Raw genomic sequence first — 15,710 nt, forward strand, 5'->3', positions numbered from 1 at the left:
ATCTAAAAGCCAATCAATCCCATACGTACACGTTTTTTGTGCTTCATTATTGCCGCAATGAACCGCACCGGGAATTTCATAGTATTCCTTATCCTTGCTGGAGCAGTTTTGATAGATTGTTTTGGCTCCCACTGTGCCGATCACCGGGTCCTCTGTAGTGTGCTGAACTAAAACGGGGCAGGTAATATTACTAAGAACGTCATCAAGGTTCAGCTTATGAGAAATCTCTTCTGCCTCCTCCAAGCTTTCCACATTGAATTTATTCAGGAAATTGTACAGATAAAATTTGTCGATGCCGGCAAAGCTGTGCATCGTCAACTGGTCAAGCTGTGAACAGCCGCCTCTGACAACTAAACCCGAAAATTCTTCTGGGTAACGACAAGCTGCGCTGGTTGCTAGATAACCGCCAAAACTTACCCCGGCAAGTCCGATTTTATCGCCTAAATCGGGATGATTTTTTATATAGTCGACGATTGCTAAAACGGCGTCATCATAATTACTTTCAGTCAAATATAAATCACGATTCAAATTGCATTCACCTTGTCCCGGTCCATCGAAAATGATCGCTGCCGCTCCACGGTTCAATACGGTCTCGGCGATAATGAAATTTTCTTCCTTAAAGCCAGTTGCTCCAACGACACAGATCACGACCGGAACATCCTTCGGCGCATTCTCAGGCAGCAATAGGTACGCAGGCATTTTTTTGTCTTCGAAGGGCACTTCGATATATTGAACTTCCTTCTTTTTCAGCAAATGCTTGCTGCGCTTGAAGCTGTCAACTAGCTTTCCATAGATACGATACTTTTCTTCATCGACTCCTTTGATCCCATAGTCCCCTAAACGATATAAGGCATTTGCATTGAAGTAGTATTCGCTGGCAGTTTCCAAGTGGCCGGCTTGTTCATTTTTTTCAGCATAGGCATAAGCTTCATCACCTAATCGCTCGCAAACGGTTACAAAATCTTCCGCCTCATTCTCAGCAATTTTTTCTAAGGTATCACAATTGAGTTCAGTCGCGTTCATCATCTTAATGAAATCCTCTGGCGCCATTTTACCGCCTAAAATCCGGCCGATATCTTGTGCGGGTGGTCTTCTTCTAATTGTCATTTCGTTCTCTCCTTTAGCAAACTATTTTTCCAGTACAATGTACTATACATTGATAGTACATTGTACTGGAGACGTTGTCAATTTCTTTTTTACTTTTTTCCAGGATTCGATTATGATAAATGAAATAGAACAATCGAGGGTGCTTATGACGGATAAGAAAACGGCTATTTATGAAAGTGCAAAGGAATTATTTATACAAGAGGGCTATAAAAACGTATCGTTGCGAGATATAGCGGAGGCTGCTGGGACAACGATCGGGAATTTGACCTACCATTTTCCCAAAAAAGAGGACCTGCTGTTAAGAATTCAAAAGGAGCTTTACGAAGAGTTCTTTTCTGTCTTCGATAGCGAGATCACGCAAGAAAATGCCATGAACGTATTGCTGAATTCTTTTCGTGAGGTTCAGGAAATTCGCGAAAAGAATCGCTTTTATTACGAATACATTATCAATATCCATGAAGAATTTCCCAGCATGAAGGAAGAATTGTTGAGTTTTAGGAAGCGGCTGACAAACTTTTATCAAACGATTTTTCGGGTATTGGTTGAGGCGGGGAGCATGAGGAGTGATCTGTCAGCTTTAGATTATCAGCATTTAGTGACGACGATATCTTATCTTACTTACACGTGGTACCAAGTAACGACGCCCTATTACGATGATCGGGAGAATTTGTCTTTATCAGAAACCTTAACCTCATTAATTCAACCCTATTTGACCTAACAACCACAAAAAAGCCTTGGAATCTCGTAAGCGAGTTTTCAAGGCTTTTCGACTATTTAGTTTGAGAATTGCAGGGATTCTTTATTTTGTTCAATGTAATGTTCATAAAGCATATCTAAGAATTGGATCTCGGTCACATTTTGATAGGGCATTACGTAAAAATTTGTAACCTGAAAGATCGCAGTGAGGTTCCAGAAAAAGAAGGAGCAGCGCAGGATCAAAAATTCCAGCTTGTAGCCGTGCATGATTTGGCGACTCAATAGGATCGCATCCGAAGCACTTAAGCTGTCATCCTTTTCCAATAGGTAATTTGTCATGGCATAAGAAGCCATCTTGACGATACCCGGAATGACGAAAAGCAGCGACCAAAAGAATGTATAGATCGCAATCAAGACGTTGGCCTTCAAGACACGATTTTTTTGTGCTTTGATGAAATAAGCAAAAATCTGCAGGCCGTCCGCGCGATTTCCTCTAAGCGTATGGATCGCACACCATTGCAAGACGGCAGTAGTTAATGCAGCAATCAAAAAGATCAGGATCAACGCAGCGATCATCACTAAGAACCATAAAAAGAGTGAAATGCCGGAATACGGTCTGCTGTAGCCATAGCCATAATCATAGTATCCTCCGTAATAACCATATGGGTTGATTAAACTGGACATCCCCAATATCCCATTAGTAAAAAAGCGAACATAAGCAATTTGAAAAATAAAGCTGGCGACAAAATTGGCAACAATCAATAAAATGATCGTTTTGCACCATTCGCCGTATCTGCCGGATAATTTTTCTTGTGCCTGTTTTTTGATTTCAGCACGGGTGATGTTCAAGCCTTCTGCTTTTTCCAATTCCAGCTTCAAAGGTTCTTCTGGTTTTGGTTGATAGATAGGTTCGTTGTTTTGCGAATCCGTTTGAGGACCAACCGCTGGACCTTCTTGCTCTAGATTATACCCGCAGGACGGACAAAACTTTGCTTCTGGGCGTATTTCTGCCCCGCAATTTGGACAATAGTTCATTCTTACACCTTTTTCCTATTAGTTTGAAATGATCAATTCATTTTCATTTAACAATTATCATCGATAAAATATGGTTCGTCAACAATTCCTCGGAAAAAGAGCTCACCGGAGATTGAACCAGCAAATACTTCTTTACACTGCCTGAGCAATGGCTTATCATCTAGTAAAGATATCTTTACTGGGAGCGAACAAATTGAGCGTTGTTAATCATATTCGAAAAATAAGAGAAGAAAAAAAGATTCCGCAAAAGGAAATGGCACAGGCATTAGATGTCTCGCGCCAGACGATGACTGCGATCGAAAAGGGAAAGTATAATCCTAGTTTGGAGCTTTCGTTAAAAATAGCGGCCTATTTTGATATGCCCTTTGATGAAATATTTTATTTAGAAGGGAAGAAATAATTTATGGCATTTTTCCGTGTAACAGGGGTGAGTAGTTTTGTGTCTGGGGCTTTGTTGGTATTCGCCCTGTTGCCTATGTATGCTTTTTTCTCATCTATCTTCTTTTTAGGAAAAGAGCTTTTAAAAAAGAATGATGAGTTAGTCAGGAAAATCGCTTTTGATGCTATGGCGATGAGCTGTGTGCTGATCGTGCTTTTGCATCTTATTCAAATGATCGTCCGCGTCGTGTATTTCGAGAAGACCGGAGAGGACATCAATTTAGTAGTCATGCCAGGTTTACTCATTTACAAGCTGGAGGAGCTTCATCTGCATTTGGAATCCTTTGGTGTGGATCTGGGAATTTTGCGATCTGTCTTTTGATCAATCGATTACGCTATCGGCTTTAATAGAAATGTGAACCAATAAATGGATGCTGTTGGATTTTTTTGAACAAGAAGGAGCGGATGTTGTGAAAAATGTGTTGGATATTTACTTGCAAGAGAAGGGCAGCACCAGAGAAGATCTTTTGAAAAATGAAGCATTCTCCGAACACAAGTTAGCCAAAGTCAGCAAAAGCGATCCAGAAAACTATTCTGAGGAAACATTGAATAGCTTGAGCGAAGAGCTAAATGTTGCTAGTGATGTGCTTTTGACGGATTTAAAAAGAATCCGAGACAGCGATGAACTGTTTGAAGTCACAACTGCGGATGAATTGAAGCAAAAGGTCAAAGAGCAGGAAGATGAGTTTCTGGTCAAAGGAGATTTCCGTGAATTAATGAAGGAGATCAAGCGAAGTCAAGTCTCTGAAACAGCGGAGCTAGGTTTTGAATTGGGATCAGGCGGATCAGGTACGATCGTAGCACGAGGAATCTTACGTGTGTTGAACTTATTTGAAAACGATCGGAAACTGGAAAATCTAAAGCAGAATATCGGACATCTGTACACGATCGACTTCATCAATGAAGACGAAGCCAAGTTAAGATTGAAGCAGTTGGATTATTAAACAGATACAAAAGAGCGCACCCGCATTCTTGAGGACAAGAATACGGGCGCGTTTTTTTAATCAATTATACGAAGCGTGGTGAAATTCGCTTGAACTTCGTGGGATCATTTTTCTCATATCTGATTTTTACGGTATCGCCAACTTGAAAAAATATAGGCGCAGTAATGCTTTTCTTGGCGATGTATTTGTACCCATCAACGACATATGAGACAATGGCAAATTTTGCGTTGCGGATCATCATTTGTTCTGGTCCAACAGTATTCACATCTTCAATAGTGGCGATCGTCTCAACAGTTTCAGATTTTGTCATTTTAATCCCCCGTAAATAATTATATTCCTAACTAATATTCTTTTATGCGTTGATTCCAATTTATCTGCATAAACAAAAAAAACACCCAAATCCTCGTTTCCAAGGATTTGAGTGTCTGTAAGAAGTCTTACATTAATTTGTTGTAGTATTCAACGACTAGTGATTCGTCGATTTCTGGGTTGATTTCATCACGTTCTGGTAAACGAGTGAATGAACCTTCTAATTTTTCATCGTCGAAGCTTACGAAAGCAGGACGACCAACAGCTGATTCAACTGCTTCTTTCACAGTAACCATGTTTTTAGATTTTTCACGGATACCGATTACTTGGCCAACTTCCACTTCGTATGAAGGGATGTCAACACGTTTGCCATCGACAGTTACGTGACCGTGGTTTACTAATTGACGAGCTTGGCGACGAGTTGAAGCCAAACCTAAACGGTAAACGACGTTATCTAAACGGCGTTCTAGTAAGATCATGAAGTTAACACCGTGTTTACCTTCTTTGATTTTGCTAGCGCTCAAGAATAAGTTACGGAATTGACGTTCGTTTAATCCGTAGATGAAACGTAATTTTTGTTTTTCTGCTAATTGCAAGCCGTATTCAGATTTCTTTCCACGGCTGTTTGGTCCGTGTTGACCTGGTGCGTATGGACGACGTGCTAATTCTTTGCCTGTTCCTGATAATGAGATACCAAGACGACGAGATTGTTTCCATGATGGTCCTGTATAACGTGACATTAAAAATTCCTCCAATAAATTGTTTTGGAGTAAAATAATCCGTTGAAAAATTCATATCCGTGTAGTTCGTTCTTCAATCTTCACCTTCGCAGCCGCGGTTACACAATTGAACCAATACTGGCAACGAACTGGGGACGGGCTATTATTCCTCTGCTGCATTATTTTACACAAATGTCAGTATAACTGAAAAGAGCAAGCCGAGTCAAGTTCAGGTGTTGCTTTTTTGAAAAAAATGTGTTAATTGTTGAGTGCTGTCGAAAAACGATTACTTTTTTTCAAAGACAGCAAAAATATTGAGTGGAAATTACGGAAGAAGTTTTTGCAAATTCTCTGAAATTTCTCTACAATGAAGGTGGTTAAGGATGGATTCTCTAATTTTTCCGAATCAGCCGGAACTTGCGGAACCAATGGCGCGCTATATGAAGGATCATTTTCCTTTTTGCGGAGTCAAAAAGCCGCAGCGAGCGTTGTTGGAACGTCCTTTTTTAAAGGAAAGTTTATCCTTGCCAATGCCGGAATTGATTCAGGAGATTTTCCGCAACTATCGCAAAGAAGAGCGGGAATATCAGTATTACGCGATCGATTTGGCGCAAAAAAATATCAAGCGTTTTTCATTAGAGGATCTGGCAGCATTGCTTTCTTTATTAGGTGAGAAGACTTGGTGGGACAGTATTGATGCGTGGCGCAAAGTTTTTTCTACTTGGGTCTTAGTGCATCCGACAAAGATCGAACAGGTTTATGGTTTTTTCTATCAGCATGAGAATTTTTGGTATCGGCGTGTGGCGATCAACCTACAGTTGATGTTCAAGGAACAGACCGATACAGCGTTATTGGCGCAGGCGATCTTAGCAGATCTGACGACGGATGAATTCTTTATCCAGAAGGCGATCGGCTGGTCATTGCGTGATTATAGTAAAGTGAATCCTGATTGGGTAATAGCGTTTATGCAGCAGTATTACTTAAGTAAGTTAGCCCTACGTGAGGGCAGCAAATACATAAAAATGGAGAGATAAATTTTGGAAAGAAAATTAATCGCACTAGACATTGATGGAACCTTGTTGAGCAGCCAAAGACAACCTTTGGAGAGCACGATGAAGGCGTTGAAGGCATTGCGTGAGGCTGGACACTTAGTGACTATTGCGACGGGACGTTCCCGCTTGTTGGCTGGTGATGTGATTCATCAACTAGGCTGTAGCAATTACATCATTTGTAATGGTTCGGCTGGTTTCCTAGATCATGAGCAGGTGTATAAACGCACCCTTGATCGTGAAGCCTTGACTCGAATGATTGATTTTGCCAGTGAACGAAAGATCGACATTACGCTTTTTGGGTTAGATTCAATTGCTCGTGTTACCGATTTTGATGGTGCAAAAGTAAGTGATGCGATGGCTTCTTTCGGACAACAGGCACCAGAGTATGAAGCAGATTATTTATCTCAACATGAAGTTTACCAGGGCTGTGCCTTTTATGATCAGTCGATGGATGCAGAATTTGAAGCGGCCTTTCCAGAATTTCGTTTGGTTCGTTGGCATGAAAACAGTGTCGACATCATTCCGAATCATGGTTCGAAAGCCCAAACGATTTTAGCGTTAGCGAAAAAAGTCGGGATTAAACCGGAGAATATTATTTCCTTTGGTGACGGCAACAACGATATTGAAATGCTGAACTTGGCGGGTACAGGTGTAGCGATGGGCAATGCGGCGAGCCATGTTAAAGAAGCAGCAAATATTGTGACGGATACGAATGATCAAGATGGCATTTACAAGGCATTGCGCCAGTTAGAATTGGTTCATTAATTAAATAGTAAGAATCAGTGAAATTCTTTATAACTCTCAGACTGTAGACAACGTTCATTTTTTGAATCGCGTCTATAGTCTTTTTTTATTAAAAAACACTATTTTTGAAAGGGGTCTCGTTTTGTTTGTCCAATCAATGAATAAATAAGAAGATGAAGCATGATTGTTTATTTGTGGCTCAAAATTAAAAAAAGAAAATGACAAATTATATAGATATAAAGATTATAAAATCTTTATTTAACATTTCGTTTTATTAATTTTATTTGTTTTTTTAAAATGTATGGATTGGTTGTTAATTTCGTCAACCGTGTTGACGAGAGTGATTGCTAACGTATATCATATAGATAATAAGTGTTTTTTTATTAAGTTACAAATAGGATATAAAGGAGGAAAAAACATGAAAAAATTTAGGGTGTTTAGCGGGTTAGTTTTACTGAGCAGTTTGTTATTGACAATGACTGCCTGCTCAGGCGGCAGTGAGACGAAAAAGGCGGAGAAAAAAGAAAGTACGGCCCAAACCTCAAAGGTTGAGTTGAGTGTTGAAGGGGGGAGCTACATCATCCCTGATGGGGAAAAGGTTGATGATGAGACGGGCTTTTTGGCGTTGGATATCAAGGTCAAAAACAAATCGAAGGACAAGCTGGATGTCTCATCCAATGATTTTGCGTTGTATGATGAGGACGGGAAAAAGGTTTCTTCGGAGCATGTCTATGATTCCAACGATAATTTCAAGGTAATGAGCAGTGAAAGCTTATCGGAGGACAAGAGCTTTACCGAGCCGTTGGTCTTTGAGGTCACGAAGGATGCGAAGTATGAGTTGCATTATAAACCCATGTATTATTCAGAGGATGAAAAAGACGAAGGCGTGGAATTGAAGCTTAACACCAAGGACTACACCGATGAATCCAAAGCGGTACAAGCCTTGACCAGCCAATATGTAACGAAGGTCTTTTACGGCTCTGACGAAGTGAAGGATGAGGACAAGCAGGCGGCTGGAAAGCTTGAGTTAGCCAATGATATAGAGACAGAACGCAAGGCCTATAAAGAAGAAAGCGTCAATTGCCTGAAGGATGAATTCTCAAATTATGAACCTTCAACAGCCGAACTGGAAAAGGTTGTGACACAGATCCAGCAGACCAATGCGGAAAAAGGCAAAGTGACCTACACGTTTAAGGAATTTTTCCCAGAATCAGCGGTGATCTATGTGCGTCCGGAGATGGTCTTTTTAGATGATGTGGACACAAAATCGATCACGGACAAATTTGTTGAAGAAAACAAAGGCAAATACACCGATTACACGAGTGTTCGTCGCGATGCTGAGAAATATTTATTACAGGAGTTGCCGACGAAAATCAATGAAGCGCCGATCAACACCGATGACAATATGAACGGTGAGGGCTATCAAGTGAAGCTGGAGAAAAAGGACGGCAAATGGGAGCTGAATTCAGCCAACGAAAGCCGCAATTACTATTTCAAATCAATGAAAGCAGCCTTCCGAGGCGGGTTGGATGACTAGGAAAACTGGAACGCTGGCAATCATTGGCTTTATTATGCTGGCTGTTTTCGGATTTGTCGGTTATTCCAGTTATAAAAATAGTGAGGACGCAACCGTGAGTCGTCTCGCCAGCGCTTTGCTGGAAAACGATGAGGCAGCAATTAAGCGATTCATGCCGAACTATTCCAACAAGAAAAAGATCACAAACGAAGCACGAACTGTTTTTTACAAGCAATTGAAGCAGTTGAAGAAGGAGCAGGTCATCGAACGATTGCTGGATGAAGAGAATTTTTCAATCGAAAAAAGCTCTTCCCTGTTTAAACCGGCACAAGTCTATCCCAAAGCCCGTTTTCTCGTGATAGAACTGCCGAAGGGAACCGATCTTCGGGCAGCGATTCAAGCGCAGGAAATGTCTGGCGAATATGTGGAGGACTGGAACAAGTACACCTTTGGTCCTTTTCTGCCGGGAAAATACCAAGTGACCTATGAAATGGCTCACCCAAAATTCGGCTCAAAGAAGAACAAAGAAACGGTCGACCTTGAGGCGGCGGATCAGCGGGTAACAGTGAAAGAGAACAGTCTGTATGAAGGCAATCAAAAATTTCAGAAGCATTTGCTGGCCTCAACAGTCAACTATTTCGATACCTTCAATAAGGGCATTCGTGAGAATCTGAATGTTTCTTCGATGACCGCCTCAAAGCAGCACAAAGAAAAGCTTCAATTGAGCTTTGACAAGCTGAAGCCTTATTTAAAAAGCTTTGATCAGCAATTTCAGACAATTAAGATCAATTGCGATTCAATCTCGGTGAATGCCGGACAAAGCAAGGTTCAATTTGATTTATACATTGATCTAAAGCGTTCGATGCAGCTGGCTGAGGAAGTCGGAATTGACGAAGCGTTGGTCTCAGACAAGCAAAATGCCATCGCCAGCCTGATTTATGATGAAGAGCAGAAAAAGTGGCTGGTGGATGAACTGGATTTTGACACCTATCAGCAGGACCCCGAAAAGTGGGAGCACGTTCAAAGCTATCGTGCAGAAAGTGAAAAGGAGGCTCATTGGGATAAGGATACTAGCGATAATATCGTATAAAAAACTGCGGAGCGATCCGCAGTTTTTTTTCATCCGAATGATTAAGAGCAGCTGGCAAGGTTGTTATCAATGTAGGAAAAAGCTATTTCCTTCGACGATATCTGTGATGAAAATGAAATCACTCAAGCGAATGTGGCCGCAATGTCGCTAATTGTTTTTTTACCTAAACGAACATTAAGGAATCTTTTATTTTCAAGCAAAAACAACTATAATAAGACAAGATGCTTAACTAGAGAAGGGGAAAAAAAGTGCGCTTATTATTCATAGGAGATGTTGTTGGTTCATTAGGTCGGCAGATGTTGAGTGATTACTTACCGCGATTAAAGAAGAAATACCATCCACAGTTGACGATCGTCAATGGAGAAAATGCGGCGGCAGGTCGCGGAATCACCGAGAAAATCTATAAGAAATTTTTGCAAGATGGGGTCGACGTTGTTACAATGGGGAACCACACGTGGGATAATAAGGCGATTTTCGATTTTATTCCCGACGCGAAGAAAATGATCCGCCCAGCGAATTTTCCAGCGGGAACACCTGGAATGGGTCATTTATACGTCAAAGTGAACGATCTGGAATTGGCGATCATCAATTTGCAGGGACGTTCCTTCATGGCGGATATCGATGATCCTTTCCGCATAGGCGATCAATTGATTTCAGAAGCGGAAAAACGCACCCCTTACATCTTTGTGGATTTCCACGGAGAAACCACTAGTGAGAAGCAAGCGATGGGCTGGTTTGCGGATGGACGTGTCTCAGCGGTCGTTGGCACACACACCCATGTCCAAACCAATGACGCCCGAATTTTGCCTAAGGGCACAGCCTATTTAACGGATGTCGGCATGACCGGCCCTTATGACGGGATTTTGGGAATGAAGAAGGAAGCTATCATTGAAAAATTCATAACGGCGCTGCCCAATCGTTTTGAAGTCATTGAAGAAGGGCGCACGGTGCTTTCAGCCTGCGTGATTGACATTGATAAAAATGGTCGCGGACAAAAAATCGAAACGGTCTTGATCAATGAAGATCGGCCATTCAGAGAATAGAAGCAGAGGGATAAAATGAATCTAGCAAATGAAGCCGCCGTCGAAGCGGCTTTATCTCATTTAACAGCATTATTAGGGGAAAATGAAGTGATCACACGTTACCAGCAGCTCCAAAAGCGCGTGGAGGAAAACGACACACTTCAGCAATTAGAAGAAGCCATCAAAGCCGCACAAAAAGATGCGGTCCAATATGCTCATTATGGCAAACCAGAAGCGGAACGGGAAGCATTGAAGGAAGCGGATCGCCTAACCAAAGAGTTCGATCAGCATCCCTTAGTGGAGGCCTACCGCAAACAGCTATATGAAGCCAACGATCTCTTACAGCATTTGACGAATATGATCCAAAAAGAAGTCAATGCAGCAATCGAAGTAAATGAAGTGACAGAGGAGGGAGAGCACTAATGCCTCAAAAAACGAAAAATACGCCAATGATGGAACAATACTTGGCGATTAAAGAACAATATAAAGATGCGTTTCTGTTTTATCGTCTAGGAGACTTTTATGAGCTCTTCAACGAAGACGCCATCAAGGTTTCTCAATTATTGGAATTGACATTGACCAGTCGTAATCGGAATGCCGATGATCCGATCCCGATGTGCGGCGTGCCACATCATTCAGCCCAAGGCTACATCGATACCTTAGTCGAGCAAGGATACAAGGTCGCGATCTGTGAACAAATGGAAGATCCAAAACAAGCCAAAGGCATGGTCAAACGGGAAGTTGTCCAATTGATCACTCCGGGAACTTTAATGGAAGGCAAGGGCATTGAAGCCAAAGCGAATAACTTCTTGACTGCTGTTACCCAAGTCAAAGACAAATTCGGTTTTGCTTATGTCGACCTTTCAACCGGGGAACTAAAAACAGCCTTATTACACGATGAAGAAGCCGTGATGAACGAAGCAACAGCGCTGCAAACAAAAGAAATCGTTCTTGGCAGCGAGATCCCAGAGGGGCTGCAGAAAAATCTAGCGGAACGACTTGGCTTGGTCTTTTCTCATCAAGAAACGATCGAAGACAACGCGGAATTCAGCTTCTTAACAGCCGATATTACCGATGAACTGGAAAAAGAGGCTACAGGTAAGCTGTTGACCTATTTATCGGTTACGCAAAAACGCAGCTTGGGTCATATTCAAAAGGCCGAAGAATATATGCCGGAGCATTTTTTGAAGCTGGATTATTTCTCGAAGACCAACTTGGAATTAACCCGTTCGATCCGGACAGGCAAAAAACAAGGAACATTATTATGGCTCTTAGATGAAACGAAAACCGCGATGGGCGGACGCTTATTGAAGCAATGGATCGACCGTCCGCTGATCCAAAAACGGCAGATCAATGCCCGTCAAGCGATGGTTTCATCATTATTGAATGCTTATTTTGAACGAATGGATTTAAATGAATCGTTGACAAAGGTTTATGACCTAGAGCGCTTAGCTGGTCGTGTGGCATTCGGCAACGTTAATGGGCGTGATTTGATCCAATTGAAGACTTCCTTAATGCAGGTACCGCAGATTCGTCAGTTACTGACAGGTATCAACCAAGGCGAGTGGAACGACTTGCTGGTAGATATGGAACCAATGGATGATTTGGTCAACTTGATCGAAAAAGCAATCAACGACGAAGCGCCGCTGCAAATCACCGAAGGAAATGTCATCAAAGATGGCTACAATGAACAGTTAGACCAATACCGCGAAGCTATGAAAAACGGTAAGACCTGGTTAGCCGAGTTGGAAGCGCGGGAACGGGCAGACACAGGAATCAAAACCTTGAAAGTCGGCTATAACCGCGTGTTCGGCTACTATATCGAAATTACGAAGTCAAACCTTGCCAATCTAGAAGAAGGCAAGTACGAGCGGAAACAAACATTAGCCAACGCGGAACGCTTTATCACGCCAGAGTTGAAAAAATTAGAGACCTTGATTCTAGAAGCGGAAGAAAAATCCGTGGCGCTGGAATACAATCTCTTCTTAGAAGTTCGCAACGAAGTCAAAAAAGCCATTACCCGTCTACAAAAACTTGCGAAAAGCTTGAGTGCAACGGATGTGCTGCAAAGCTTCGCGACGGTCAGCGAACGTTATCAATATGTGCAGCCGTCAATGGAAGTCGGCACCCACAATTTACAAATCAAAGAAGGTCGTCATCCGGTCGTGGAAAAGGTTCTTGGGCATCAGGAGTACATTCCCAACAGTGTTCATATGAGCCCAGATGAAATGCTGCTGCTGATCACTGGACCGAATATGTCTGGTAAAAGTACCTACATGCGTCAGCTTGCACTGACGGTCATCATGGCACAAATGGGCTGCTTTGTCCCAGCGGAAAGTGCGGAGCTGCCAATTTTTGATCAGATCTTTACCCGCATCGGAGCCAGTGATGACTTGATCGCCGGTCAGTCAACCTTCATGGTGGAAATGATGGAAGCCAATCAGGCCTTGCGTCACGCAACACCAAACAGTTTGATTCTCTTTGATGAATTAGGACGCGGAACAGCGACTTATGATGGAATGGCTCTCGCACAAGCGATCATTGAGTACATTCATAAAAATGTCAAAGCCAAAACACTCTTCTCGACCCACTATCATGAGTTGACCGTTTTAGAAGAAAGCTTGCCGCAGCTAAAAAATGTCCACGTTGGCGCCGTCGAACAAAATGGCGAAGTGGTCTTTCTGCATAAATTGATGGATGGACCAGCCGATAAAAGCTACGGGATTCATGTGGCGAAGATCGCGGGCATGCCAACGGATTTGCTTTCACGAGCAGCAACGATTTTATCTGCTTTGGAAGCCGATACACCGGTCCAGAAGAATGTTGAAGTCGCCGAAGAAACCGAGCAACTCTCGTTATTCAGCGAAGTTTCCACTGCCGAACTAGGGGTCGTCGACAGCATCAAGAAAGCCAATTTGCTTGAAATGAACCCAATGGAAGCATTAAACTTCCTGTACGAATTACAAAAACGGATTTAACTTTAGGAAAGGACGGATACGATGGGAAAAATCCAAGAACTATCCGAACGCTTAGCCAATCAGATTGCTGCCGGGGAAGTTGTTGAACGCCCCGCCTCGGTCGTCAAAGAATTAGTTGAGAACGCCATTGACGCCAAGGCGAGTCAAATTGATATTTTGATCGAAGAAGCCGGTCTAAAAAAAATCCAGATCGTTGATAACGGCGAAGGCATCAGCCAAGACGATGTCGAGAATGCCTTCAAACGACATGCTACGAGTAAGATTCACAATCGGGATGACCTGTTTCGCATTCGGACGCTGGGCTTCCGTGGTGAAGCTTTGCCTTCGATCGCTTCTGTTTCGGAGATGACCTTGGAAACTGCAACAGCCGATGAAACGCAAGGTTCGTACCTGTTCTTAAAAGGCGGCAAGATCGAAGAACATCGCCCCGCTTCATTACGAGTAGGAACGAAAATCACGGTAGAGAACCTCTTTTTCAACACACCGGCGCGATTGAAATATGTAAAATCGCTGCAAACAGAATTGTCCAACATTGGCGATATCGTCAATCGGATGGCACTAAGCCATCCCAATATCGCCTTTCGTTTGGTTCATGATGGTCATAAAATGTTAAGCACCAGCGGTACGGGTGATTTAAAACAGACCCTCGCTGGTATTTACGGCGTAGCGACGGCAAAGAAAATGTTAAAAGTCGAAGCGGAAGATTTGGACTTTAAGCTAAACGGCTATGTGTCATTGCCAGAAGTGACGCGGGCGAGCCGTAACTATTTGTCTGTGATTATCAATGGTCGCTACATCAAAAACTATATGCTAAACAAAGCGATCATCAACGGCTATCAATCAAAATTAATGGTAGGACGTTATCCAATCGCGGTGCTTGAAATTACGATGGACCCGCTATTAGTCGATGTCAATGTCCATCCAACCAAGCAGGAAGTTCGCTTGTCAAAGGAAAAAGAATTGATGGAGCTGATCAGCCGCGGAATAGCCGAAAGTCTGCGCCAGATCAATTTGATTCCCGATGTGGGTGAAAATCCTAGCTTTAAGCGCAAGGTCGAAAAAATCCATACGGAGCAATTAGATCTGCCGTTAGAAGAACAGCCAAAGAAAAAAAGTGATTTGAACTATGATCCGAAGACAGGAATTTTCTACGTTGAACCGAAAGCATCAGAACCAGTCGAAACGCCAGTTCCGTTGAAGGAAGAAATCGTCGAAAAAACGATGACTGTTCCGTTAGAAACCGATCAGGAAAAAGCCTCAATCGTGGAAGAAACTCCTGAACCGCTAATGGAAGAAGCAGCACCAGTTGAAGATGAAGCCTATGAAGAAGCGGCTAATGCGGATCACCCAGAGTTTGATCTCAGCACTCAATCCGGTGAAAAAGTAATTGAACAGGCCATTACGAAGCTGGAGCAGGAGCAGCCGAAGGAACGTTTCCCGATGCTGGAATACTTTGGTCAAATGCACGGAACGTATCTCTTTGCCCAAAGCAAAGATGGCTTATACATCATCGACCAGCACGCAGCACAGGAACGGATCAAATACGAATACTTCCGTGAAAAAATCGGGGACGTTTCTGATGATTTACAGGAATTACTGGTGCCCTTTGTACTGGATTATCCTAACAATGATGCTATCAAGCTAAAGGAACAGGCCGAGTTGCTGCAGGAAGTCGGTATTTATTTAGAAGAGTTTGGTCCAAACAGCTTCATCGTGCGGGCACATCCGACTTGGTATCCGGCGGGGCAAGAGGAAAGTATCATTCGTGAAATGATTGATATGCTGCTGATTACCGGCTCTGTGAGCGTGAAAAAATTCCGCGAAGCAACAGCGATTATGATGAGCTGCAAAGGCTCCATCAAAGCCAATCATCATTTGAATGAAGCGCAGGCCCGGGTCTTATTAACGGATCTGGCGCAATGCGAGAATCCTTTTAACTGCCCGCATGGTCGTCCTGTATTGATCCATTTCAGTAACAGCGACATGGAGCATATGTTTAAACGCATCCAAGATCCACATTAGTGAAGGATGTCAGTTCTGCTTTTTGCAGATTTACAAGA

16 protein-coding genes are annotated in these 15,710 nt (G+C 42.6%); 12 read left to right on the forward strand and 4 right to left on the reverse strand.

Translation table 11 applies throughout. From position 1 onward, the window contains the following. Positions 1 to 1,107: alpha/beta hydrolase family protein (locus AC4J95_RS15190; RefSeq protein WP_494550593.1), on the reverse strand; the 1,107-nt coding region annotated here is incomplete at its 3' end. Between the two features lie 145 nt (positions 1,108 to 1,252). On the opposite strand from AC4J95_RS15190, the gene AC4J95_RS15195 reads away from it, so the two are divergent. Beyond that, entirely contained in the window at positions 1,253 to 1,825 is a 573-nt protein-coding gene (locus tag AC4J95_RS15195; RefSeq protein ID WP_494550594.1) for a TetR/AcrR family transcriptional regulator, read from the forward strand. A gap of 56 nt (positions 1,826 to 1,881) precedes the next feature. On the opposite strand, the gene AC4J95_RS15200 is transcribed toward AC4J95_RS15195, so the two are convergent. Further along, the gene (locus tag AC4J95_RS15200) at positions 1,882 to 2,838 is read right to left on the reverse strand and encodes a DUF975 family protein (RefSeq protein ID WP_494550595.1); all 957 of its coding nucleotides are present in this window, start codon (positions 2,836 to 2,838) and stop codon (positions 1,882 to 1,884) included. 193 nt (positions 2,839 to 3,031) lie between these two features. On the opposite strand from AC4J95_RS15200, the gene AC4J95_RS15205 reads away from it, so the two are divergent. From AC4J95_RS15205 to AC4J95_RS15215, 3 genes are all read left to right on the forward strand, one after another. Continuing rightward, entirely contained in the window at positions 3,032 to 3,238 is a 207-nt protein-coding gene (locus tag AC4J95_RS15205; RefSeq protein ID WP_316402375.1) for a helix-turn-helix transcriptional regulator, read from the forward strand. A gap of 3 nt (positions 3,239 to 3,241) precedes the next feature. Next, a complete protein-coding gene (locus tag AC4J95_RS15210; RefSeq protein ID WP_494550596.1) occupies positions 3,242 to 3,598 on the forward strand; it encodes a hypothetical protein in 357 nt (118 codons plus the stop codon). A gap of 88 nt (positions 3,599 to 3,686) precedes the next feature. After that, on the forward strand, positions 3,687 to 4,220 hold the full coding sequence (locus AC4J95_RS15215) for a helix-turn-helix domain-containing protein (RefSeq protein WP_494550597.1): 534 nt from the start codon (positions 3,687 to 3,689) through the stop codon (positions 4,218 to 4,220). 64 nt (positions 4,221 to 4,284) lie between these two features. On the opposite strand, the gene AC4J95_RS15220 is transcribed toward AC4J95_RS15215, so the two are convergent. Together AC4J95_RS15220 and rpsD are read right to left on the reverse strand one after the other, a co-directional pair. Then, positions 4,285 to 4,530, reverse strand: a complete 246-nt coding sequence (locus tag AC4J95_RS15220) for a hypothetical protein (RefSeq protein ID WP_494550598.1) — start codon at positions 4,528 to 4,530, stop codon at positions 4,285 to 4,287. 127 nt (positions 4,531 to 4,657) lie between these two features. Then, positions 4,658 to 5,269 (reverse strand): 30S ribosomal protein S4, encoded by a 612-nt coding sequence (rpsD, locus tag AC4J95_RS15225; protein WP_316402372.1) that lies wholly within the window; start codon positions 5,267 to 5,269, stop codon positions 4,658 to 4,660. Between the two features lie 362 nt (positions 5,270 to 5,631). Between rpsD and AC4J95_RS15230 the strand changes: the two genes are divergently transcribed. From AC4J95_RS15230 to mutL, 8 genes are all read left to right on the forward strand, one after another. Next, on the forward strand, positions 5,632 to 6,282 hold the full coding sequence (locus tag AC4J95_RS15230) for a DNA alkylation repair protein (protein WP_494550599.1): 651 nt from the start codon (positions 5,632 to 5,634) through the stop codon (positions 6,280 to 6,282). 3 nt (positions 6,283 to 6,285) lie between these two features. Then, positions 6,286 to 7,065: a Cof-type HAD-IIB family hydrolase gene (locus tag AC4J95_RS15235; protein WP_494550600.1), complete on the forward strand. Its 780-nt coding sequence runs from the start codon at positions 6,286 to 6,288 to the stop codon at positions 7,063 to 7,065. Positions 7,066 to 7,462: 397 nt separating this feature from the next. Beyond that, complete coding sequence (locus AC4J95_RS15240; RefSeq protein WP_494550601.1) at positions 7,463 to 8,581, forward strand: DUF4352 domain-containing protein; 1,119 nt, start codon at positions 7,463 to 7,465, stop codon at positions 8,579 to 8,581. After that, positions 8,574 to 9,650: a zinc ribbon domain-containing protein gene (locus AC4J95_RS15245; RefSeq protein ID WP_494550602.1), complete on the forward strand. Its 1,077-nt coding sequence runs from the start codon at positions 8,574 to 8,576 to the stop codon at positions 9,648 to 9,650. Before AC4J95_RS15240 ends, AC4J95_RS15245 begins: the two co-directional genes overlap by 8 nt. Before the next feature lie 248 nt (positions 9,651 to 9,898). After that, complete coding sequence (locus AC4J95_RS15250) at positions 9,899 to 10,693, forward strand: TIGR00282 family metallophosphoesterase (protein ID WP_316402364.1); 795 nt, start codon at positions 9,899 to 9,901, stop codon at positions 10,691 to 10,693. A gap of 15 nt (positions 10,694 to 10,708) precedes the next feature. Beyond that, complete coding sequence (locus tag AC4J95_RS15255; RefSeq protein WP_494550603.1) at positions 10,709 to 11,095, forward strand: YlbF family regulator; 387 nt, start codon at positions 10,709 to 10,711, stop codon at positions 11,093 to 11,095. Beyond that, positions 11,095 to 13,650 carry a DNA mismatch repair protein MutS gene (gene mutS, locus AC4J95_RS15260; protein ID WP_494550604.1) on the forward strand — a complete coding sequence of 852 codons (2,556 nt, stop codon included), beginning with the start codon at positions 11,095 to 11,097 and terminating at the stop codon, positions 13,648 to 13,650. The genes AC4J95_RS15255 and mutS overlap by 1 nt, the downstream gene beginning before the upstream one ends. A 21-nt stretch (positions 13,651 to 13,671) precedes the next feature. After that, positions 13,672 to 15,672, forward strand: coding sequence for a DNA mismatch repair endonuclease MutL (gene mutL, locus AC4J95_RS15265; protein WP_494550605.1), 2,001 nt, complete (start codon positions 13,672 to 13,674; stop codon positions 15,670 to 15,672). Positions 15,673 to 15,710 lie beyond the last annotated feature (38 nt).

It is taken from the genome of Enterococcus sp. GPZ-007, assembly GCF_059374735.1.

Coding starts and splice junctions, on each gene's coding strand:
- AC4J95_RS15195 (WP_494550594.1), top strand. CDS start 1,253: ATGACGGATAAGAAAACGGCTATTTATGAAAGTGCAAAGGAATTATTT.
- AC4J95_RS15200 (WP_494550595.1), bottom strand. CDS start 2,838: ATGAACTATTGTCCAAATTGCGGGGCAGAAATACGCCCAGAAGCAAAG.
- AC4J95_RS15210 (WP_494550596.1), top strand. CDS start 3,242: ATGGCATTTTTCCGTGTAACAGGGGTGAGTAGTTTTGTGTCTGGGGCT.
- AC4J95_RS15220 (WP_494550598.1), bottom strand. CDS start 4,530: ATGACAAAATCTGAAACTGTTGAGACGATCGCCACTATTGAAGATGTG.
- rpsD (WP_316402372.1), bottom strand. CDS start 5,269: ATGTCACGTTATACAGGACCATCATGGAAACAATCTCGTCGTCTTGGT.
- AC4J95_RS15230 (WP_494550599.1), top strand. CDS start 5,632: ATGGATTCTCTAATTTTTCCGAATCAGCCGGAACTTGCGGAACCAATG.
- AC4J95_RS15240 (WP_494550601.1), top strand. CDS start 7,463: ATGAAAAAATTTAGGGTGTTTAGCGGGTTAGTTTTACTGAGCAGTTTG.
- AC4J95_RS15245 (WP_494550602.1), top strand. CDS start 8,574: ATGACTAGGAAAACTGGAACGCTGGCAATCATTGGCTTTATTATGCTG.
- AC4J95_RS15255 (WP_494550603.1), top strand. CDS start 10,709: ATGAATCTAGCAAATGAAGCCGCCGTCGAAGCGGCTTTATCTCATTTA.
- mutS (WP_494550604.1), top strand. CDS start 11,095: ATGCCTCAAAAAACGAAAAATACGCCAATGATGGAACAATACTTGGCG.
- mutL (WP_494550605.1), top strand. CDS start 13,672: ATGGGAAAAATCCAAGAACTATCCGAACGCTTAGCCAATCAGATTGCT.